Below are 20,007 nucleotides of genomic sequence, written 5' to 3'. Positions count from 1 at the left end.
GTCCTGACTTGTGCGCTGGTGTGGTTAGTCGCTCGCCGGTGTGATGGTACCGCTGAACGTCCGACCCGCCCGCCAGTACTGGAACGGGACGGATTCACCGATGTTCGCGGTCCGGATCGCGACGTTCAACTCGTCGGCGCTCTCGATGGGGCGGTTGTTGAACGAGGTGATCACGTCGTTCTCGCGGACCCCCGCCCGTTCGGCAGGACTGCCGGCCACGACGTTGCGGACCTGCGCTCCGAGGACCCGTTCGTTGCGGACCGAACTCGCGTTGACCCCGATCTGCGGATGGTTGACGCGGCCGTCGCGGATCAGCGCTTCCGCGATGGGCTTGGCCTCGTCGATCGGGATCGCGAATCCGAGCCCGATGTTGCCGCCGCCTGCGCCGAGGCGTCCCGCGGTGTTGATCCCGACCACCTGGGCCTCGGCGTTGACCAGGGGGCCTCCGGAGTTGCCCGGGTTGATCGCGGCGTCGGTCTGGATGGCGTCGATCACCGCGTCGGTGTCGGACTCCGCATCGGGGGTCAGCGCCACGGCACGATCGGTCGCGCTGACGATGCCGCTCGTCACGGTTCGGTTGAGTCCGAGCGGCGATCCGAAGGCGACGACCTCTTCACCGATCTGGAGGTCGCCGGAACTGCCGAGGACCGACACCGTCGGGTTCTCGACATTGTCGACCTTCAGCACCGCCAGGTCCGTCTTGGGATCGCGTCCGACGATCCGCGCCGGCACGCGCTGGCGATCGAAGAAGACGACCTCGAGTTTGGCGCTCTTGTCGTTCGCGGCCATCGAGATCACGTGATTGTTGGTGAGGATGTAACCCTCTTTGTCGATGACGAATCCCGACCCGGTCGCATAGGCACCGGCGGCGCGGACGTCGATCGCGACGACCGACTTCTCCACGGCGCGGGCCACCTCGGCAACCGACGACCGCGGCCCGGCGTCGCCGCCGGTGTCGTCGGTGGACAGCTCGACCGTGTCGCTGGTGAGCGGCGCGGCCACTTCCGCGGTGTACCGGCCCGTCAGGCCGCCGACGAGTCCGATGAGCAAGGCGATCACCGCGAGCGTCGCCAGGGCCACCCAGCTGAGGCGCTTGCCGAGCAGGATGTCGCGAACGCCGAGTTTCGGACCGGCGTCGGTGGGGGTCTCCGGTGCCCCGGTGACCAGCGCAGGTGCGTCGAGCCGGGCCGGACTCTCCGGGTCGCGCCACGGGTCGTCCGGCGTCCGGGGCTGTTCGGTCTGACCGTAGGTCGCGAGCGGATCCCGCTGCAGGGTCTCGGTCGACCCCGCCGGCCGACCGAAGGCCTCGGCGAGGACCGGGTCCGGGGCCGCGACCTGGGGCTCGGGCGACCGACCGTCCGTTGAGGTGGCGAACGAACCACGCACACCCGACGGCCGGCCGAACACCTGCGCGGTCGACGGCGAGACGGGTGCGTGCCGCGGCCTCGACGGCGTCAGCCGTTGCGACTCGGGCGGTTCGGCCCGACGCGCGAACTGCGCGTCACCGGGATCGGGAGAATCGGCGTCGGGAGAATCGGCGTTGGGGGCCACGTTCACCGGCCCCGGCGGCGGAAGGCGCGGCCACGGGCCGCGGGGATGCCGTCGGTCGGCGCGTCGGGCGACACCGTCGGCCCGAACTCCGTCGGGCGGGGTCGTCCGGAGGTCATGTCGATCTCGCGGGTGGGTATCTGGGAGAGCTGACCGAGCAGGGAGTCCGGGATCGACACGCGGCCGGACTCGCGCAGACGGGTGCGGGCCAGGGACTGCGCCTCCACGGCCGCCACGCACTCGTGGCACAGCGCGAGGTGGTGGGCTGCGCGCGCGTGCGCGGACATGCCGAGTTCACCGTCGACGAAGGCCGCGACCGCCTCGGGGGCCAGGTGCTCGGTGGGTGCGAAGCCGCGCCCGCCGGCCGTTCCCGGCGCACGGTAGCCCCGATTGGGCAGGAATGACGAGGGAGCCGGACTCCAGGTGTTCCACCTGCTGGGAGTCCAGGAAGACCGCCGACGACGGAGGTTGGGGGTAGGTGGTTCGACACCACCACTCCCGGTCGGACGCCCGCGATCGCCGTCCATCATCGTCGTTCACCCCTCTCCACGACGAAACCGCCGCACGATGAATCCTGTGTTGCCACTGGGCCTGCTGCTCTTCTGCCACGGTACCGACCGGCGGCATCCGATGCCGTCCGCCGAACGCGCACTCCTCGGCGGACCGGGGACGTCGTCGGCATTGTGCGCAGCGGCACAGGCAACATCTGAGCTTATCCGAGACTCACAACGAAGCTGGGCGGAGCAGGGTTCCCGGAACGCGCGGCGGCGCTACACCGAACTCAGGAATGCGAGCCGATCGCGACCGAGCGGCTGCTCGTGTGGCCCTGTGCCGCGAGGGCGTCGCGGATGCTCTGCCGGCCGCGGTGGATGCGGCTGCGCACGGTACCCAGCTTGACGCCGAGCGTCGCCGAGATCTCCTCGTAGGACAGCCCTTCGATGTCACACAGGACCACGGCGGCGCGGAAGTCGGGCGCCAGCGTGTCCAGGGCGCGCTGCAGGTCGGGGTCGAGATTCGTCGCGTCGAAGATCTGCTGCGGATCGGGGGTGTCGGCCGGCACGCGGTCGTACTCCTCGGGCAGCGCCTCCATGCGGATCTTGCTGCGGCGGCGGACCATGTCGAGGAACAGGTTGGTGGTGATGCGGTGCAACCAGCCCTCGAAGGTGCCGGGACGGTAGCTCGACAGCGAGCGGAAGACCCGGATGAAGGTCTCCTGCGTGAGGTCCTCGGCGTCGTGCTGATTGCCCGACAGGCGATAGGCCAGACGGTAGACGCGGTCGGCGTGTTCGCGTACCAGGTCGTCCCAGGACGGCATGAGCAGTTCATCGCCGGTGGCGTCGAAACCTGCGGTGCCCGCGGGCACGGCATCGGCGGATTCGCGGGGATCGATCATGGTCGGTGGTCGGTTCCTCTCTCGTGAACACGCACCCGGTGACCCAAGCACTCACCGAAGTCGAACAGGTGACTCCGGTTGGGTATTCCCGAACTGCCGGGCGTTCACTCCGACCTCCCGGGAACTGTCCCAACCGGAACAGCTCTCACCCTCTCCTATCCGAGTGTGGCCGCCGTATGAGGCGCCTGAGTGTTGCCTGAGGATGCGTCGGCCGTCCGGTTGCGAGCAGATTCGTGCAGGTCTGGCGTGCCGCGTCCGGTTCGGCCGCGGGCTCGGACTAACCTCGACGCGTGACCGAGTCAACGCCGTCCGCGCGCCCCGACCTGATCGCCTACGCCGAGTCGGCCATCGTCGAGGACGACGCCGTCATCGCCGCCCGCGCCCGCGCCGAGGAACTGGGCGCGACGCCGGTCTCCCCGGCGGTCGGCGCCTTGCTCGCCCTGCTCGCCCGGACAGCCGACGCACATGCCGTCGTGGAGATCGGGACCGGCACCGGGGTGAGCGGCCTCTGGTTGCTCAACGGCATGTCGACCGAGGGCGTGCTGACCACCATCGATCCCGAACCCGAACACCACCGGGCCGCACGGGCGTCCTTCGCCGGCGCCGACATCGCCCCCGGTCGTACCCGGCTCATCAACGGCACCCCCGTCGAGGTCCTGCCGCGGTTGTCCGACGCGTCCTACGATCTGGTCTTCGTCGACGGGCCCCTGCTCGACCTGCCCCGATTCGTCCGTGAGGCGGTCCGGATGCTCCGCCCGGGTGGGGTGGTGGTCGTCCACAACGCCACCGCCGACGGCACGGTCGGCGATCCCGCCCGTACCGAGCCGCCGACGGCGGCCGCCCGGGAGGCGGCACTGCTGATCGCCGACGACGAACAGCTGTTGCCGGTGGTCATCCCGTTGGGGCCCGGAGTGCTCGCCGCCGCGAAGATCCGCTAGGCGGACTCATCGGCCGGACTAGACGTCCGTCGAGAACCGGACCCCGTTGTCGGGGATCTCGATACCCGGCCACACCCGCGCACCGCGCAACAACTCGCAGCGCGCGCCGATGTCGGCGCCGTCGCCGATGACGGTGTCCCGGACCAGCGCGCGCGGCCCGATGCGGGCACCGAAGCCGATGATCGACCGTTCCACGACCGCGCCGGCCTCGATCACCGCGCCGTCGAAGATGACCGCGCCGTCGAGACGGGCACGCGGGCCGATCTCGGCGCCCCGACCGACCACGGTTCCGCCGATGAGCAGGGCACCCGGGCCGACGCCCGCACCCTCGTGGACGAGGGATTCGCCGCGACGGTCACCCAGGGCCGGTGACGGCGCGATCCCGCGGACGAGGTCGGCCGAGCCGCGGACGAAGTCCTCGGGCGTGCCCATGTCCCGCCAGTAGGCGTGGTCGACATGCGCATGGACGTGCGCGCCCTCCGCGAGCAGTCGGGGGAACACCTCACGTTCGACCGAGACCGGCAGCCCGGACGGGATGGACTCGATCACCTCACGCTTGAACACGTATGTGCCGGCGTTGATCTGGTCGGTCGGCGGGTCCTGCGTCTTCTCCAGGAACGCGGTGACGCGACCGTCGCCGTCGGTGGGCACGCAACCGAACGCGCGCGGGTCGCTGACGCGCACGAGATGGATGGTGACGTCGGCGTCGGCGGCACGATGACTGTCGATGACGTCACCGACATCGGTGCCACCGAGGACGTCGCCGTTGAACACCACGATCGTGCTCGCGGTCAGTTCGTCGAGCACGTTGCGGATGCCGCCACCGGTGCCCAGCGGCTCGTCCTCGGTGACGTAACGCATGCGCAGGCCCAATTTCGAACCGTCGCCGTAGTACTCGCTGAAGACCTCGGCCTTGAACGAGGTGCTGAGCACGATGTCGCGGATCCCCGCCGCGCGGATACGCGACAGCAGGTGGGTGAGGAAGGGCAGTCCGGCCGTCGGCAGCATCGGCTTGGGCGCCGACAAGGTGAGCGGACGCAGACGGGTTCCCTTGCCGCCCACGAGGATGACGGCCTCGACGTCCTCCCTGATGTCGTCCGATCCCCCCACGGACTGTCTTTCCACCGACTCACGCACGGTGTAGTTGTCCACTGGATCGGTTCCTTCCTCGAGGTGACCGGAGGCCACTCCGGCCTTCGGTGTTCACTGACGTTCGGTGTTCACTTCAACACTCAGCCGTCGTTTTCGCTCGCCGACGCGCGGCGTGCCGCACGAACGGCCAGCCGGGATCGCACGCCCAACCCGATCCGCAGGGCCAGTCGCAGCGGCGCGCGCCAGGGCCCCGGGTTGCGGTCCGCCTGGAACCGGTAGGCACTTCGATGGTGCGCGGGCAGCATCTTCTCCGGATGCCGACCTGCGCTGTGCCCCTTGGTGTGTACGACCTCCGCGGTGGGCACGTACACGTTCTGCCAGCCCGCCTTGCCGAGCCGGTCGCCGAGGTCGACGTCCTCCATGTACATGAAGTAGCGGGCGTCGAAGCCACCGATGGCGTCGAACGCCTCGCGCCGAACGAGCAGACACGAACCCGACAGCCACCCCACCGCACGTTCCGAGGGGGTCTCGTCGTCGGCACGGTAGGCGGCGGTCCACGGATTGGACTTCCAGACCGTGCCGAGGATCGCGTGTCCGGTGCCCGACACGAGGTCCGGGACCCGGCGGGCCGACGGGTAGATCGACCCGTCGGGTTCGCGGATCAGCGGACCGAGCGAGCCCGCGCGCGGCCACCGTTGCGCCGCGGCCATCAGCTCCTCGATGGCACCCGGCTTCCACTCGACATCGGGGTTGGAGATGAGGATGAACTCGACATCGGGGTCGATCTCGGCGACACCGCGGTTCATCGCGCCGCCGTATCCGATGTTGCCGCCGGTCCGGACGAGGGTGACCGTGTCGTACTCCTGCTCGGCCCGTTCCGGCGCGCCGTCCTCCGAACCGTTGTCGGCGATGACGACCTGCGGCATGACGTCGGTGACCGCGGCGAGACTACGCAGGAAGGTCACGAGGTGATCGCCGGAGAAATAGGTCACCGTCACCACGGCTGGCTGAACAGACACGCCGCTCAGGGTAACGAACCGGTGCCGGCGTCCGACGCGGCGATCGCCGCGTGCAGCGCGTGTCGCCACGGACGGAGCGCGGTGAGTCCGGCCGCCGTCCAGGACCGTCCGGACAGCACCGAGTAGGCCGGGCGCGGCGCCGGGCGCGGGAACTCGGCAGTCGTCGTGGGCCGGACCCGGTCGGGCCCCGCTCCGATCTCCTCGAACACCCCGCGTGCGACGGCGAACCAGGTGGCGCTGCCCGAATTCGTCGCATGCAGGACGGCGCCGGCGACCTCGGGCCGCGCCCCGCCGGCGACGAGTTCCCAGAGTCCGTCGGCGAGGTCGTACGAGTAGGTGGGTGACCCGAGCTGGTCGTCGACGACCGAGACCGTCTCCCGCGACTGTTCGAGCCGTCGCATCGTGCCGACGAAGTCGCGGCTGTCGGGTCCGCCGGTGTAGACCCACGCCGTCCGCACGACGGTGGTCCGCGGGTCCGCCGACAGAGCGGCGCGCTCGCCGTCCAGTTTGGTGCGGCCGTACACGGTGGCCGGGGTGCCGGAGACGTCGTCGGGTTCGTATCCGTCGCCCGCCGACGGCCGGCCTCCCTCGTCGGTGGTTCCGGGGAACACGTAGTCGGTGGAGACGTGGATCAGCCACGCGCCGGCATCGGCGGTCCGGGCGGCGAGGACCTCGGGCCCGGCGGTGTTGACGCGGCGCGCGCCCTCGGTGTCGGACTCGGCGCCGTCGACGTCGGTGTAGGCCGCGCAGTTCACCACCACGTCGTCGGGGGCGAGGTCGCCGAGCGCGGCGGCCACCGAGGTCGGGTCGGCGATGTCGATGTCGGCCGAGGTGAGCGGTCGCACGACGGTGTCGGGAACCCCCGCCGAGCGATCCTGCAGGGCCGTTCCGAGTTGTCCGCCGGCGCCGACGATGTACACGGTGGGGTTGCTCGGCGTGACACGCATGGGCCCCATCGTGCCGGACCCGGGGAACGTCCTCCACCCGGCCCGGATCGCGTACGTGACGACGGCTACTCGCCCGCCCGGCGTTGCGTTCTCGAATTCCGGAATCACTTCAGTAGCCTGACGAGAGCACACAACACCTGACTCGTCCTGCACATCAGCATCGGCATCCTCAGGCGTGACCCCTGTCGCGTCGACGTCCCGTCGCGATGTGTCGACCTCGAAAGGGACCGTTCACCAGTGGATTCACCACCCGACGGCCCGCGCCGGCGTTCGCAGACGCGCCGTCCGGCGGGGCCGGGTCCGGATGGGCGTCAGCCGATGCCCGGCGATCGGCGCGGCCCGGAGCAGCCCGGTGCCCGGCGACGCCCGGTGCGGCCCCCGCACGACGGTGGACCCGACGGCCGCGGGGTCCCCCGCGGCTCCGACCAGCGTCCCGGTGAACCCGGCACTCCCCCGCCCCGCGCGCGCCGGCAGCCACCGCCGGACCCGCGGCGTCGCGCCGCCGACCCCCGCGACCCGCGGCGCCGGGCTGCCGCCGATCCGCGAACCACCGGTCGCCGGACGTCCGGCGACCGCCGGGCGGCACCCGAGTCGGTGGAACCCGTACCGAACCGACCGCGTCGTCCCGGTGAGCCGCGGCCCGTCCGACGGACCTCCGGCGAGATCCACACGCGCCCGGCTCCGGGTGCGAAGAAGAAGCGTGAACAGACACCCCGTACGGAGGCGGCCGAACCGAAGGCCGGCCGCCGCCGCACGCGGGACAAGCCGGCGACATCGCCCAAGGCAGCGACATCCGCCACGAAGACGACGCCGGCGAAGGCAGCGACCTCGGCCAAGTCGGCAGCAGCGACCACCCCGCCGACCACCCCGCCGGGCCGCCGACCCCGAACCGGCGGCTGGGCTGCCGGCGCCGGGTGGGGTCGCGCGCTCATCGCCGTCGCATCGGTCGCGGTCCTGTTGTGCACCGGCTACGCCTGGAACACCATGTCGGACCTGCAGACCCGGATCACCCAGCTCGGCGGACTCGACCTCGGCGGCGCCGCCGACGGGGCCGTCGACATCCTCCTGGTGGGCACCGACTCGCGAACCGACGCCAAGGGCAACCCACTCTCCCCGGAGGAGCTCAAGCTCCTGCGCTCCGGGGACGAGGTCGCGACCAACACCGACACCATCCTGCTCATCCGCATCCCCGACGACGGCTCGTCGGCGACAGCGATCTCGATCCCCCGCGACTCCTACGTCGACGTACCCGGAATCGGCATGAGCAAGATCAACGCCGCCTACGGCACGACTCGCGAGAGCGTCCGGGCGCGGGCGGCCGGCGAGGGCAAGTCCGAGGGTGAGGCCGAGTCCGAGGGCACGCTCGCGGGCCGGAAAGCGTTGGTGGACACGGTCGCCAATCTGACCGGCGTGCAGGTGGACCATTACGCGGAGGTCGGCCTGCTGGGCTTCGTGCTGCTGACGAACGCCGCCGGCGGCATCGACGTCTGCCTGAACCAGGCGGTCCGCGATCCCTTCACCGGCGCGCGGTTCCGCGCCGGTCGTCAAACCCTCGACGGCCCGAAGGCCCTGAGCTTCGTACGCCAGCGTCACGGGCTCCCCCGAGGCGATCTGGACCGCATCACGCGACAGCAGGCGTTCATGGCGTCGCTCACGCAGAAGATCATCTCCGCGAACACACTGACTGACCCGGGCAAGTTGTCGGAGCTGCAGAACGCGGTCTCGCGCTCGGTGGTCATCGACGACGACTGGGACATCATCCGATTCGCCGAGCAGCTCAAGGATCTCAGCGGCGGTCGGGTGAAGTTCGCGACCATCCCGATCGTGACCGAGCAGGGCTGGAGTGAGGACGGACAGCAGAGCGTGGTCGAGGTGGACCCGCGCGAGGTGCAGGCCTTCACCGGCGACCTGCTGGCACCGAAGGAGTCCCAGGGCATCCAGCGCGGCGACTACACGGTCGACGTGGTCAACGCAGGCACCATCGACGGCCTCGCGTCGAATGTGGCGAACATCCTGACCAACAAGGGTTTCCGGGTCGGGGCGACCTCGAGCGGCAAGGCCGACACGAAGGACTCGATCGTGTACGCCAAAGACGAGAGCGACGCCGCACGCCTCCTCGCGAAAGATCTGGGCGGCGCCCGGGTCGTGGCGGATCCCGCCCTGGGCGACGACCAGCTCAAAGTCGTGCTGACCAACACTTACGCCGGTCCCGGCTCCATCAGCGACACCGGCGACCAGACCGACAACACACCGGCGAGCGAGCGCGTCGGCAACAAGCGCCCGCCCATCACCGCGGGCAACGAGGGGCCGATGTGCGTGAACTGAACAATCCGAACACCATCACCGATGCCGTCTTCGCCGCGGTCGCCGACCATTCGCGTCCACTGCTGACCTACTACGACGACTCGACCGGGGAGCGCACCGAACTGTCCGCCGCCACGCTGGGCAACTGGGCCGCGAAGACGGCGAACTACCTGGTCGACGAGATCGGGATCATGGCGGGCGGTGTCGTCGCCGTCGACCTCCCGGAACACTGGCAGACAGCGGGGATTCTGCTGGGCGCGCTCTGGGCGGGCGCCGAGGTGCGTCTCGACCCCCACGACGGTGCGGAGGTCCTGTTCACCAGCCGTGACCGTCTCGACGATCACCCGGACGCGGACGAGGTCGTGGTCGCCTCGCTCGATCCGTTCGCGTTGCCGCTGCGCGACCTGCCGCCCGGTGTCGGCGACTACGGCAGCGTCGTCCGCGTCCACGGCGATCAGTACTCGTCCCGCCATCCGGCCTCGGCCACCGTCGAGGGCGCCCTGATCGGCGAGGCGCTCGACGACGCTCGGGCCGTCGCGGAACGCGACGGCATCGGACCGGGCTCGCGCGTGGTGTCCACCCGGCCGTGGCACACGGGCGATCTGGTGATCGCGCATCTCCTGACACCATTACTGGTGGGCGGCAGCCTCGTTCACGTCACGGGGGCCTCGCCGGAACGGGTCTCGGCGATCGCCGAGATGGAGAAGGCCACGCTGGTCCTGTCCTGAATTCCGGCGGGCACGCCGCCGATCGGGCACAGTGGGGACATGCGAATCCCCCGCGCGGTGGCCCGCCTGAACAAGCGCGTGACGAACCCCATCCAGCGACAGTGGGCGCCCCGGCTGGCCCCCTACGCGATGGTCGAACACGTCGGCCGCAAATCCGGCAAGCACTACTCCATCCCGGTGCTCGCGTGGGTCGACGGCGACCGGCTCACGATCATCCTCACCTACGGGCGGCACACCGACTGGGTCCGCAACGTGCAGGCCGCGGGCAGCTTCGGACTGATCCGGAAGAACCGGCACTACCGGGTGACCGGCCCACGGGTGGTGCCGTCGGACTCGCCCGACATCGCGCGTGGGGCGCGCATCCCGGCGCGACTGTTCGACTCCGCGCTCCTCGGCACCCTGCATCGGGCGTGATCGGATGGCCGACGATGCGCTCGCGGACTTCGACACCGAGGACGTGACCATGTGCGGGACCACCCGCCGAGTCCACCGGCTCGGCAGCGGCCCGGCGGTCATCGTCATCGCCGAGATGCCGGGGATCAGCCCCAAGGTGGCGAACGTGGCGCGCCGGATCGCCGGCGCCGGTGCCACAGCCGTCCTCCCATCGCTGTTCGGTGTCGACGGCCGGGACCCGCGCCCGGAGAACCTCGGTGCCGTCGGTTCGGCGACGAACATGCTCGGCACCATCGCCCGGGCCTGCATCACCCGCGAGTTCACGATCCTGGCGACCGGCAAGACCTCCCCGGTCGCGTCCTGGTTGCGCGCGCTGGCCGCCCGTGAGCACGACCGGTGCGGCGGCCCCGGCGTCGGCGCGGTCGGGATGTGTTTCACCGGCGGGTTCGCTCTGGCGATGGCCACCGACGATCGCATGCTCGCCCCGGTCCTGTCCCAACCCTCGCTGCCGTTCGCGGTGTTGCCGGGACGGGCCCGTGCCATCGACGTGAGTGAGTCGGATCTGGCTCTGGTGCAAGCCCGGTGCGCACGGGGCCTGGAGGTCATGGGTCTGCGGTTCCGCGGGGACCGGCTCGTGCCGGAGGCCCGATTCGCCCACCTTCGTGAGCTTCTCGGCGACGCCTTCATCGGCGTCGAACTACCCGACGAGTCCGCAAACCCGGATTCGATGCTGCCACAGCCACATTCGGTGCTGACCGAGGACCTGATCGACGAACCGGGACAGCCCACCCGCGAGGCCTACGACCGGGTCATCGACTTCTTCACCGAAAAGCTCGGCCTGCAGCCCACGGCCTGACCGAGACGAGAGACCTACTCGCCCAACAGCTCCTGCTGCAACGCGGCGTCCTTGTCGAGCACCATCTGCTCGAGACCCTTCTGGAATTCGACCATGCGTTCCCGGAGGCCGGCGTCCGACGACGCCAGTATCCGCACCGCGAGCAGACCGGCATTGCGGGCCCCGCCGACCGAGACGGTCGCCACCGGGACACCGGCGGGCATCTGCACGATCGACAGCAGCGAATCGAGTCCGTCGAGGTGTCGGAGCGGGACGGGCACGCCGATCACGGGCAACGGGGTCGCGGAGGCGACCATGCCCGGGAGGTGTGCGGCGCCACCGGCTCCCGCGATGATCACCTCGATGCCGTGACCGGCGGCACCGGCCGCATAGTCGAGCATGCGCTGCGGGGTGCGGTGCGCCGAGACGACCCCGACCTGGAACGGCACGTCGAACTCGGCGAGCGCCTCGGCCGCGGCCTTCATCGTCGGCCAGTCCGAGTCGCTGCCCATGATCAGGCCGACCCGCGGGCCGTGTGTCTCACTCATGAATGTTCATCCCATCCGTCGGTCCACGTCGCCTGCGACATCCATTGGGCCGCCCGTTCGGCACGCTCGCGTACCGACTCGGGCGAATCCCCTTCGCGCCCCACGATGTTCACGTGCCCGATCTTCCGGTCGGGTCGCTCACCCTTGCCGTAGAGGTGCACCTTGGCCTCGGGCATCCGGGCCATCAGATGGTGCATCCGCTCGTCCATCGACATCGCCGGCGCCTCCTGGGCGCCGAGGATGTTGGCCATCACCGTCAGCGGGGCGCTCGGTGCGGTGCTGCCGAGCGGATAGTCGAGGACGGCGCGGAGATGCTGCTCGAACTGCGAGGTCACCGCCCCGTCCATCGTCCAGTGCCCGCTGTTGTGCGGCCGCATCGCCAGCTCGTTGACGACCAGTTCGCCGTCGACGGTCTCGAAGAGCTCCATCGCCATCACACCGACCACGCCGAGCTCGTCGGCCAGTCGCAGCGCCATCTGCTGGGCGCGCGCGGCCACCTCGCCGTCGAGCCCGGGCGCCGGCGCCAGGACGACGGCGCACTGGCCGTTGCGCTGGATGGTCTCGACCACCGGCCACGCCCCGCCCTGCCCGAACGGGGACCGCGCGATCATCGCCGACAGCTCGCGCCGCATCGGCACCTTCTGTTCGGCGAGCAGCGCCGGCGCGTCGTCCGGGTAGTCGTCGAAGACGGCGAGTGCGTCCTGCGCACCGTCGACGAGCCAGACGCCGCGGCCGTCGTAACCGCCGCGCACTGCCTTCACGACGATGGCCCAGTCGTTGGCCTCGCCGAACTCGATCAGACGCGCGCGGGCGGCGGCGCGATCGCCGGACAGGTCGGCGAAGTCGGGCACGGGCAGGCCGAGTTCGGCCAGCCGGACACGCATCGCCAGCTTGTCCTGCGCGAAGTGCAGTGCCTTCGACGGCGGGAGCACGGCCACGCCCTCGGCCTCGAGCGCGCGTAGATGCGCCAGGGGGACGCCCTCGTGGTCGAAGGTCAGGGCGACGGACCCGGCCGCGGCCCGGCGCAGATCATCGAGTTCGTCGTGCGACCCCAGAACGATGTCGGCGCTGACCTGGGCCGCCGGATCCGACTCCGAGGCGGCGAGCACCCGGAGGCACTGGCCCAGGGCGATGGCCGCCTGGTGGGTCATCCGTGCGAGCTGGCCACCGCCGATCATGGTGACGGTCGGCATCCCCGACGACCGGCCGTTCGTACGTTCGGCGTCCGGCACCGGCGGCACCTGGGACGACGGGGACACGGCGCCGTCGGCCTGCTCGCGTGAATTCACGCGAACCATCGTGGCATGGGCGCGGCGTCATTCGCACGCCCCCGCCCAGGAAGCGCCCGGCGGTTGTCGTTTCGTACACTCGGATCTTGTGCCATTGATCGACGAGATGATCGCCCGCCTTCCCGCGCCGGTCCGTCGGCTCGTCATGCGGCACCACGAACTGATCAAGTTCGCGATGGTCGGCGGTACCACGTTCGTCTTCGACATGGCGATCTTCTACAGCCTGAGCCTCACCGTGCTCGAACAGAAACCGGTCATCGCCAAGGTCATCTCCGGGGTCCTGGCCACGATCCTCAGTTACATCCTCAACCGCGAGTGGGCCTTCAAGAACCGTGGCGGACGCGAGCGTCACCACGAGGCCATGCTGTTCTTCGCCATCAGCGGCGTCGGCGTGATCCTGCAGGCCGCCCCGCTGTTCGTCGCCAACAACGTCTTCGACATGCGCTCGAACCTCACCGTGTCTGAGGTCGTGGTCGTCGACTTCGTGCTCGGCTTCATCATCGGCAACCTCCTGCAGATGGCGTTCCGGTTCTGGGCGCTGCGGAAGTTCGCCTTCCCCGAGGAGCAGCTGCGGGGTGGCGACGCCGGATCGACCGATCTGCATCCCTCCCTCGCCGAGCTCAACGATGAGGAACTCGGTCACGCCTGACGCGTGGTTCCGCGGCCCGGCCGGTCTTCTCGTCGATGTCCTCGGCGAGATCGGAATCACCGCGGTCGGTCCCGACGTGCTCGCGTCCGGTGACCAGCCGGGCGGGCACGACGATCGCGAACACCGGTGGCCGACGGACGGTGAGTTCGAGCCGTCCCCCGTCGGATTCGATGAGGGCCCGGGCCAGGGACAGCCCGACCCCGCTCCGGCCGGCACCGGGTCGGTGTCCGGCCGAGAATCCCCGTCGGAAGATGTGGACGGCGATCTCGTCGGCCACCCCGTCGCCCTCATCCGCGACGGTGATGCGCACCAGATCGCCCGCGGGCAGGGTCCCCACATGGATCCGGCATGTCCCGCGGCCGTGCTGCAGCGCATTGTCGACGAGCACGCTGACCGCCTCGCGCAGCCGGCCCGGATTCGAGGTCAGTGCATGCGGCACCCCGTCGAAGGTCACGACCAGCTCCCGGCCCCGTGCCTCGAAGGCGTGCCGGAAGTCTCCGACCAGGGTCGTCAGCATCTCGGACATGTCGACGAACTCCGGGGCGGGCTCGTCGGCGCGTGACGCCTCGACCAGCTCGTCCAGTTCGGTGGACAGCCGTTCCACCTGGTCGAGCGCGGCTTCGGCCTCGGTGATCACCGCGGGGTCGTCGTGGAGGGTCAGTTCCTCCAGACGCAGCTGGATGGCGGTGAGCCGGCTGCGCAGCTGGTGCGACGCGTCCCCGGCGACCTCCCGCTCGCGCTCGAGGCGCAGGGCGAGCTCGGTGTTCGCGTCGGCCAGCGCGCGCGACACCCGGTCGAGTTCGGTGATCCCGTACATCTTCCACTGGGTCCGGAAATCTCCCCGGCCCATGGTCGCCGCGCGGTTCGCGAGATCGGTGAGCGGATCGACGATCCGTCCCGCGGTGACCGCCGCGACCAGCGTGCCGCCGATCACGGACGCGACGACGATGACGGCGACGATCGAGGCCGCGGTGAACTGGTCGTTGCGCACCTCGTCCAGCGGGATCGACAGGGTCAGCGTTCCCGCGGCACCCAGCGCGATCGATTCCGAGAGTCGGGAACCGCCGATCTCGGCACCCACGACGGTGCGCTGCGGGGTCCCCGACAGATCGGGGAAGGTGACGGTCAGGCGGCCGTTCGGCGGCAGGAGCAGCTGGAAGGCCTCGCGATCGAGGGACTCCGGCGGAATCCGGCCGTCGGCCCCCTCCTGCCGGATCAGCTGATCGGCGATGATCTTGAGCCGGTTGTCCAGGTCCTGATGCGCGTTGTCGGCCACCCACCACCACGCGACGACGCTCAGCGGGATGCCCAGCAGACCACCGACCGCCAGCAGGACTGCGATCATGGTCGTGAGCAGGCGACGGCGCATGAGCGTCTACGGGTCGAACCGGAAACCGACCCCGCGCACGGTCACGATGTGGCGGGGACGGTCGTGGCGGTCGTCGCCGATCTTCCGGCGCAGCCAGGAGATGTGCATGTCGAGGGTCTTCGACGACCGCAGGTCGGCCGAACCCCACACCTCGGTGAGGATCTCCTCGCGGGTCACGACCTCGCCGGCACGTTCCATCAGGAAGCGCAGGAGGTCGAACTCGCGGTTCGCGAGGGTGAGGTCGTGCCCGTTGACCAGGACCCGCCGCGCACGGGCGTCGAGGCGCAGGGCGCCGCCCTCGAGCACCACGTCCCCGGGCTGGCGACGACGCAGGAGAGCGCGCACCCGGGCGAGCAGCTCGGCCAGCCGGAACGGTTTGCCGACGTAGTCGTCGGCCCCGGCGTCGAGTCCGACCACGAAGTCGACCTCGTCGGTGCGCGCGGTCAGCATCAGCACCGCGAGCGCGGGCCGCTGGGCCCGCACGCGCCGGCACACCTCCAAGCCGTCCAGCACCGGCAACCCGAGATCGAGGATGAGCAACTCATAGCGGGTGTCGAGTGCCTTCTCCAGGGCGTCGGCGCCGGTCGAGACGACCTCGCAGCCGTACCCCTCGCGCGACAGCGCCCGCGCGAGCGGTTCGGCGATCGCGGCGTCGTCCTCGGCGAGCAGCACGGTGGTCATCGGTCTCGGGCCGCGCGGTCGGAGTGGTCTACGTGGTGACCGATACCCGCGGCGGGCTGGTCATAGGAGTCGCGCCGGCGTCCTTCCAACGGATGATCCTCGTCGTCGTGGACGTCGAGTACCTCGTGGTACAGCAGCGCATGTACCCGCTCCACCTGCGGGATGTCGTCGAAGGACAGCGGCTCGTCCGACGCCGATTCGATGACCAGCGTGCCGGTGCGCAGCATGCGGTCGACGAGGCCGTGCCGGAACTCGACCGTGTTGATCCGGCGGATCGGGATGTCGATGCCCGACCGGGTGATGATCCCGTTGCGGAACATCACCCGCCGATCGGTGAGCACGAAATGTGTTGTCTTCCATGCCAAGAGCGGGCGAATGAAGTACCAGCAGAAGCTCGCAGCCCATACCACCGCGACCACGAGGAGCAGAACGGTCTGCGGTGTGGACCGCAGCGACGATGCGGTGATGACCCCGACCAACACGCCCGCGGCCGCCGTCACGATCGCGAACAGCAGGAACGGACCCAGCAGGCACTTCCAGTGCGGATGTCGATGGAGGACGACACGCTCTCCCGGTGCCAGGTTCTCCCGCGGATAGGCCATGCGGCCCAGCATAAACGGCACCGGCCCGACCGGGGCCAACCCGCGTGAACGCGCCGCTCGGACACCGCCGGATCGCGGGACGGCCTGAGTAGACTGCCAACCACAGGCCACCGCCGTCGGAGAGCAGTGAGCATGTCAGGGCCCCGACACCAGATCCGACCATCGGCTTCGCGACCGGTCGGCGAGGAGAATGCCATGAGCTACCAGGATCCCCGTGACCCGCGGACCGCGCGCTACGAGTCCGGCTACACCCCTGAGTCACGCGCGTACAGCAGCCAGAACGACCCGTATGCGCGAGATCCCTACGCGGCAGATCCGTACGCCGGCCAGGGCGGTTATCCCCAGGGCGGCTATGGGCAGGGCCGGCCGCCGAAACCCCGTCGCGGCCCGGACATCAATCCCGTCACGTTCGCCGGCGGTGTGGTGATGACCGGTGTGGTCACCGGCCTGGCCGCCTGGCTGGTGGCCTGGATCATCTCCGCGTTCGTCGAGAAGGTGAACGAATCGGGCAAGCTCGGCGTGTGGAACCCGGTCGCCGCCAGCGAGCTCTGGTTCGGGGTCGTCGGTTTCCTGTGCGCCCTCGCCGCCGGCGCCCTCTGGTACGTCCTGCACATGGTCACCCCATCGCCCGACCAGTTCTACCGCTGGATCGTCGGCCTGCTGCTCGTGGCGGCCGTGCTCATCCCGATCCTGACCTACAACCAGATCTCGGTGGGCATCGAGACCGCGATCGTGCACCTCGTGATCGGCCTGCCCTCCCTGACGATCATCCCGGCCATGGCCGGCAAGAGCCTGCAGCGCTAGTCACTCCGGCCGCCCCCGCTGGCCGAGCCGAGTCGAAGTCACTCCGGCCGCAGATGGGTCACGTCGCCCGCCGCGGCCACCACCTGCTGACCATCGGCGTCGACGACGATCCGGCCGGAATGGTCGACCCCGGTCGCGGTGCCGACGACCTCGCGATCGCCGGGTAGGACCAGACGAACGCGGCGGCCGATGGTGTCGCTGCTGTCGCGGTATCGCGCCGCCAGCCCGTCCAGGTCGTGCGGCCAGAGGTCGAGCAGGTCCGAGAGCGCCCGTAGGTACGACGCGGCCAGGTCGGTCAGCGGCACGTCGCGGCCGGTCGCGAGCCCGAGCGAGGTCGCGGTCGGGACCGGCAGCTGGCCCGCCGCCATCGTGGTGTTGAGTCCGGTGCCGATCACCGCCACTCCTCCCGGCCCGGTCGGGCCGTGCTCGGAGCGGGTGTACTCCGAGAGGATCCCCGCGACCTTCTTGCCGTCGATCAGCACATCGTTCGGCCATTTGAGCGTCGGGCGCACACCCATCGCGTCGTCGACGCCCTGGACCGCGGCGAGGCCGGCCAGCAGCGAGAGCCAGCCCAGGTCCTCGGTGTGGTCGGCGACGTCGATCGCGGCCGACATGGCCAGCTGTGTGCCGGCGGGCGCCGTCCATGTCCGCGCGTGACGTCCGCGTCCCGCCGTCTGGTCGGTGGTGATGCGGACAGTTCCCCCGACGGGTTCGGCGGCGGCACGGGACACGAGGTCGGCGTTGGTGGAGCCGGTCGCCTCGACCACCTCGATCCGGTGCCACCGGGTGTCGGCGAGTCGGGTACGGAGCAGATCGGCGTCGAGGCTCATGGACAACGAACCTACTGTCCGCCGCGGTGGGACGGTCGGGTACCGCCTGTTTCGACGAGGTGCGCCCATCCCACCGACCGATCGCTCGGAAACCTGAGGGATATCTCACGTTGATCCGGTTGACGTGGCTCACACCCGGGTAGTTAGCATCGTCAGTCATGACCACTGCTTCTCGCGACGACGCCGCCGCTCCCGACATCCACACCACGGCGGGAAAGCTCGCCGATCTGCGTAATCGTCTCGACGAGACGAAGCACCCGGTGGGTGAGGCCGCCGTCGAGAAGACCCACGCCAAGGGCAAGCTGACCGCGCGGGAGCGCATCACGCACCTGCTCGACGAGGGGTCGTTCGTCGAACTCGACGCCCTCGCCCGGCACCGCAGCACCAACTTCGGACTCGCTGAGCGCCGTCCGCTCGGCGACGGCGTCGTCTCGGGTTACGGCACCATCGACGGCCGCGAGGTCTGCGTCTTCTCGCAGGACTCCACCGTCTTCGGCGGCAGCCTCGGCGAGGTCTACGGCGAGAAGATCGTCAAGGTCATGGATCTCGCGATCAAGACCGGCCGTCCGCTGATCGGCATCAACGACGGCGCCGGCGCCCGTATCCAGGAGGGCGTGGTCTCGCTCGGTCTGTACGGCGAGATCTTCCACCGCAACGTGCGCGCCTCCGGCGTCATCCCGCAGATCTCGCTGATCATGGGCGCCGCGGCCGGCGGTCACGTCTACTCCCCCGCGCTCACCGACTTCGTGGTGATGGTCGACCAGACCAGCCAGATGTTCATCACCGGCCCCGACGTCATCAAGACGGTCACCGGCGAAGAGGTGACGATGGAGGAGCTCGGCGGTGCGCACACGCACATGTCGAAGTCGGGCACCGCCCACTATGTCGCCTCCGACGAGGAGGACGCCCTCGAGTACGTCAAGGAGCTGCTCGGCTACCTGCCGAGCAACAACCGGGCGGACGCACCGCGTCTGCCGGTCGCGCAGCCGGCCGCCGGTTCCATCGAGGACACCCTCACCGAGGAGGACCTCGAACTCGACACGCTGATCCCGGATTCGCCGAACCAGCCGTACGACATGCACGAGGTGATCCGCCGCATCCTCGACGACGACGAGTTCCTCGAGGTCCAGGCCGAATACGCGACCAACATCATCATCGGCTACGGACGCGTCGACGGCCGTAGCGTCGGCATCGTCGCCAATCAGCCCACCCAGTTCGCGGGTTGCCTCGACATCGACGCCTCGGAAAAGGCCGCGCGCTTCGTCCGCACCTGCGACGCCTTCAACATCCCGATCGTCACCCTGGTCGACGTCCCCGGCTTTCTGCCCGGCACCGACCAGGAGTATCGCGGCATCATCCGCCGCGGCGCCAAGCTGCTCTACGCCTACGGCGAGGCCACGGTCGGCAAGATCACCGTCATCACCCGCAAGGCCTACGGCGGCGCCTACGACGTCATGGGTTCCAAGCACATGGGTGCCGACGTGAACCTGGCGTGGCCGACCGCCCAGATCGCGGTCATGGGCGCCTCGGGCGCGGTCGGGTTCGTCTACCGCAGTCAGCTCAAGGACGCCGCCGCCAAGGGCGAGGACGTCGACGCCCTGCGCCTGCAACTGCAGGAGGAGTACGAGGACACCCTCGTCAACCCGTACGTGGCCGCTGCACGCGGATACGTCGACGCGGTCATCCCGCCGAGCCACACCCGAGGACAGATCGCCACCGCGCTCAAGCTGCTCGAGCGCAAGATGGTCAATCTGCCGCCGAAGAAGCACGGCAACATCCCCCTGTGACATCAGCCGGTCGTCCCGAGAGCGAGAATTCCGTGAGCGAAGAGTCGACGAAGTCCGAGCATCCGTTCCTGACCGTCGTCGGCGGCCAGCCGACCGACGAGGACCTCGCCGTGCTGGTGACCGTCCTCGCCGGGGCCGGCTCGGGCGGCGGCGACTCCGAGCCCGCGACGCGCAACGACTGGGGCCGGCCCATCGACCGGTTGCGCCCGCAGTGGGGCGGTCCCGGGAGCTTCACCAACCTCCGCTACTGA

At 70.0% G+C, this 20,007-nt stretch carries 21 protein-coding genes; 9 read left to right on the top strand and 12 right to left on the bottom strand.

The features are described 5' to 3' along the window. Positions 1–24: 24 nt before the first annotated feature. The 3 genes from ABIC25_RS05095 to sigE all read right to left on the bottom strand — a co-directional run bounded on the left by ABIC25_RS05095 (position 25) and on the right by sigE (position 2,941). Entirely contained in the window at positions 25–1,557 is a 1,533-nt protein-coding gene (locus tag ABIC25_RS05095) for a S1C family serine protease (protein ID WP_354560268.1), read from the bottom strand. Continuing rightward, positions 1,554–2,078 (bottom strand): hypothetical protein, encoded by a 525-nt coding sequence (locus ABIC25_RS05090; protein ID WP_051987056.1) that lies wholly within the window; start codon positions 2,076–2,078, stop codon positions 1,554–1,556. The genes ABIC25_RS05095 and ABIC25_RS05090 overlap by 4 nt, the downstream gene beginning before the upstream one ends. 251 nt (positions 2,079–2,329) lie before the next feature. Then, positions 2,330–2,941: an RNA polymerase sigma factor SigE gene (sigE, locus tag ABIC25_RS05085; protein WP_354560266.1), complete on the bottom strand. Its 612-nt coding sequence runs from the start codon at positions 2,939–2,941 to the stop codon at positions 2,330–2,332. Between the two features lie 290 nt (positions 2,942–3,231). Here sigE and ABIC25_RS05080 point away from each other — a divergent pair, with 290 nt between their 5' ends. Continuing rightward, positions 3,232–3,879, top strand: coding sequence for an O-methyltransferase (locus ABIC25_RS05080; RefSeq protein ID WP_004020312.1), 648 nt, complete (start codon positions 3,232–3,234; stop codon positions 3,877–3,879). Between the two features lie 18 nt (positions 3,880–3,897). On the opposite strand, the gene manB is transcribed toward ABIC25_RS05080, so the two are convergent. The 3 genes from manB to rfbD all read right to left on the bottom strand — a co-directional run bounded on the left by manB (position 3,898) and on the right by rfbD (position 6,946). After that, positions 3,898–5,031: a mannose-1-phosphate guanylyltransferase gene (gene manB, locus ABIC25_RS05075; RefSeq protein ID WP_004020311.1), complete on the bottom strand. Its 1,134-nt coding sequence runs from the start codon at positions 5,029–5,031 to the stop codon at positions 3,898–3,900. A gap of 80 nt (positions 5,032–5,111) precedes the next feature. Continuing rightward, positions 5,112–5,990, bottom strand: coding sequence for a glycosyltransferase family 2 protein (locus tag ABIC25_RS05070; protein ID WP_172622050.1), 879 nt, complete (start codon positions 5,988–5,990; stop codon positions 5,112–5,114). Positions 5,991–5,995: 5 nt separating this feature from the next. Beyond that, positions 5,996–6,946 (bottom strand): dTDP-4-dehydrorhamnose reductase, encoded by a 951-nt coding sequence (gene rfbD, locus ABIC25_RS05065; RefSeq protein WP_354560342.1) that lies wholly within the window; start codon positions 6,944–6,946, stop codon positions 5,996–5,998. Between the two features lie 228 nt (positions 6,947–7,174). Between rfbD and ABIC25_RS05060 the strand changes: the two genes are divergently transcribed. Genes ABIC25_RS05060 through ABIC25_RS05045 form a run of 4 tightly spaced genes read left to right on the top strand, consistent with a single transcriptional unit; the run spans position 7,175 to position 11,218 of the window. Continuing rightward, a complete protein-coding gene (locus ABIC25_RS05060) occupies positions 7,175–9,262 on the top strand; it encodes an LCP family protein (RefSeq protein WP_354560264.1) in 2,088 nt (695 codons plus the stop codon). After that, the gene (locus ABIC25_RS05055; protein ID WP_354560262.1) at positions 9,250–9,969 is read left to right on the top strand and encodes a TIGR03089 family protein; all 720 of its coding nucleotides are present in this window, start codon (positions 9,250–9,252) and stop codon (positions 9,967–9,969) included. The genes ABIC25_RS05060 and ABIC25_RS05055 overlap by 13 nt, the downstream gene beginning before the upstream one ends. Before the next feature lie 39 nt (positions 9,970–10,008). Further along, positions 10,009–10,383, top strand: coding sequence for a nitroreductase family deazaflavin-dependent oxidoreductase (locus ABIC25_RS05050; protein WP_248645164.1), 375 nt, complete (start codon positions 10,009–10,011; stop codon positions 10,381–10,383). A 4-nt stretch (positions 10,384–10,387) separates the two neighbouring features. Further along, the gene (locus ABIC25_RS05045; protein WP_354560260.1) at positions 10,388–11,218 is read left to right on the top strand and encodes a dienelactone hydrolase family protein; all 831 of its coding nucleotides are present in this window, start codon (positions 10,388–10,390) and stop codon (positions 11,216–11,218) included. A gap of 14 nt (positions 11,219–11,232) precedes the next feature. Here the strand turns inward: ABIC25_RS05045 and purE are convergent, their stop codons facing one another. Together purE and ABIC25_RS05035 are read right to left on the bottom strand one after the other, a co-directional pair. Beyond that, complete coding sequence (gene purE, locus ABIC25_RS05040; RefSeq protein ID WP_004572234.1) at positions 11,233–11,745, bottom strand: 5-(carboxyamino)imidazole ribonucleotide mutase; 513 nt, start codon at positions 11,743–11,745, stop codon at positions 11,233–11,235. Next, the gene (locus ABIC25_RS05035; protein WP_101819030.1) at positions 11,742–13,043 is read right to left on the bottom strand and encodes a 5-(carboxyamino)imidazole ribonucleotide synthase; all 1,302 of its coding nucleotides are present in this window, start codon (positions 13,041–13,043) and stop codon (positions 11,742–11,744) included. The genes purE and ABIC25_RS05035 overlap by 4 nt, the downstream gene beginning before the upstream one ends. A gap of 79 nt (positions 13,044–13,122) precedes the next feature. On the opposite strand from ABIC25_RS05035, the gene ABIC25_RS05030 reads away from it, so the two are divergent. Further along, positions 13,123–13,683 carry a GtrA family protein gene (locus ABIC25_RS05030; protein ID WP_033205461.1) on the top strand — a complete coding sequence of 187 codons (561 nt, stop codon included), beginning with the start codon at positions 13,123–13,125 and terminating at the stop codon, positions 13,681–13,683. Here the strand turns inward: ABIC25_RS05030 and ABIC25_RS05025 are convergent. From ABIC25_RS05025 to ABIC25_RS05015, 3 genes are read right to left on the bottom strand one after another with little or no spacing between them, the layout of a single operon-like run. Then, on the bottom strand, positions 13,655–15,052 hold the full coding sequence (locus ABIC25_RS05025) for a sensor histidine kinase (protein ID WP_354560259.1): 1,398 nt from the start codon (positions 15,050–15,052) through the stop codon (positions 13,655–13,657). The two genes, ABIC25_RS05030 and ABIC25_RS05025, sit on opposite strands and share 29 nt — an antisense overlap. 6 nt (positions 15,053–15,058) lie before the next feature. Then, a complete protein-coding gene (locus ABIC25_RS05020) occupies positions 15,059–15,733 on the bottom strand; it encodes a response regulator transcription factor (RefSeq protein WP_004572230.1) in 675 nt (224 codons plus the stop codon). After that, complete coding sequence (locus ABIC25_RS05015) at positions 15,730–16,347, bottom strand: PH domain-containing protein (RefSeq protein ID WP_354560340.1); 618 nt, start codon at positions 16,345–16,347, stop codon at positions 15,730–15,732. The genes ABIC25_RS05020 and ABIC25_RS05015 overlap by 4 nt, the downstream gene beginning before the upstream one ends. Before the next feature lie 183 nt (positions 16,348–16,530). Here ABIC25_RS05015 and ABIC25_RS05010 point away from each other — a divergent pair, with 183 nt between their 5' ends. Then, the gene (locus ABIC25_RS05010) at positions 16,531–17,139 is read left to right on the top strand and encodes a hypothetical protein (protein WP_354560258.1); all 609 of its coding nucleotides are present in this window, start codon (positions 16,531–16,533) and stop codon (positions 17,137–17,139) included. Between the two features lie 38 nt (positions 17,140–17,177). On the opposite strand, the gene ABIC25_RS05005 is transcribed toward ABIC25_RS05010, so the two are convergent. Continuing rightward, positions 17,178–17,969, bottom strand: a complete 792-nt coding sequence (locus ABIC25_RS05005; RefSeq protein WP_354560256.1) for a biotin--[acetyl-CoA-carboxylase] ligase — start codon at positions 17,967–17,969, stop codon at positions 17,178–17,180. A 158-nt stretch (positions 17,970–18,127) separates the two neighbouring features. Between ABIC25_RS05005 and ABIC25_RS05000 the strand changes: the two genes are divergently transcribed. Both ABIC25_RS05000 and ABIC25_RS04995 read left to right on the top strand, forming a co-directional pair. Next, positions 18,128–19,756: an acyl-CoA carboxylase subunit beta gene (locus ABIC25_RS05000; protein WP_004572226.1), complete on the top strand. Its 1,629-nt coding sequence runs from the start codon at positions 18,128–18,130 to the stop codon at positions 19,754–19,756. Between the two features lie 32 nt (positions 19,757–19,788). Next, the gene (locus ABIC25_RS04995) at positions 19,789–20,007 is read left to right on the top strand and encodes an acyl-CoA carboxylase subunit epsilon (protein ID WP_354560254.1); all 219 of its coding nucleotides are present in this window, start codon (positions 19,789–19,791) and stop codon (positions 20,005–20,007) included.

It is taken from the genome of Gordonia sp. PvP123 (assembly GCF_040547295.1).
In the GTDB taxonomy this organism is placed as follows: domain Bacteria; phylum Actinomycetota; class Actinomycetes; order Mycobacteriales; family Mycobacteriaceae; genus Gordonia; species Gordonia terrae.
This window is presented reverse-complemented; position numbering and strand designations above follow the sequence as displayed.

Coding starts and splice junctions, on each gene's coding strand:
- ABIC25_RS05090 (WP_051987056.1), bottom strand. CDS start 2,078: ATGATGGACGGCGATCGCGGGCGTCCGACCGGGAGTGGTGGTGTCGAA.
- sigE (WP_354560266.1), bottom strand. CDS start 2,941: ATGATCGATCCCCGCGAATCCGCCGATGCCGTGCCCGCGGGCACCGCA.
- rfbD (WP_354560342.1), bottom strand. CDS start 6,946: ATGGGGCCCATGCGTGTCACGCCGAGCAACCCCACCGTGTACATCGTC.
- ABIC25_RS05050 (WP_248645164.1), top strand. CDS start 10,009: ATGCGAATCCCCCGCGCGGTGGCCCGCCTGAACAAGCGCGTGACGAAC.
- ABIC25_RS05045 (WP_354560260.1), top strand. CDS start 10,388: ATGGCCGACGATGCGCTCGCGGACTTCGACACCGAGGACGTGACCATG.
- purE (WP_004572234.1), bottom strand. CDS start 11,745: ATGAGTGAGACACACGGCCCGCGGGTCGGCCTGATCATGGGCAGCGAC.
- ABIC25_RS05035 (WP_101819030.1), bottom strand. CDS start 13,043: ATGGTTCGCGTGAATTCACGCGAGCAGGCCGACGGCGCCGTGTCCCCG.
- ABIC25_RS05025 (WP_354560259.1), bottom strand. CDS start 15,052: ATGCGCCGTCGCCTGCTCACGACCATGATCGCAGTCCTGCTGGCGGTC.
- ABIC25_RS05020 (WP_004572230.1), bottom strand. CDS start 15,733: ATGACCACCGTGCTGCTCGCCGAGGACGACGCCGCGATCGCCGAACCG.
- ABIC25_RS05015 (WP_354560340.1), bottom strand. CDS start 16,347: ATGCTGGGCCGCATGGCCTATCCGCGGGAGAACCTGGCACCGGGAGAG.
- ABIC25_RS05010 (WP_354560258.1), top strand. CDS start 16,531: ATGAGCTACCAGGATCCCCGTGACCCGCGGACCGCGCGCTACGAGTCC.
- ABIC25_RS05005 (WP_354560256.1), bottom strand. CDS start 17,969: ATGAGCCTCGACGCCGATCTGCTCCGTACCCGACTCGCCGACACCCGG.
- ABIC25_RS05000 (WP_004572226.1), top strand. CDS start 18,128: ATGACCACTGCTTCTCGCGACGACGCCGCCGCTCCCGACATCCACACC.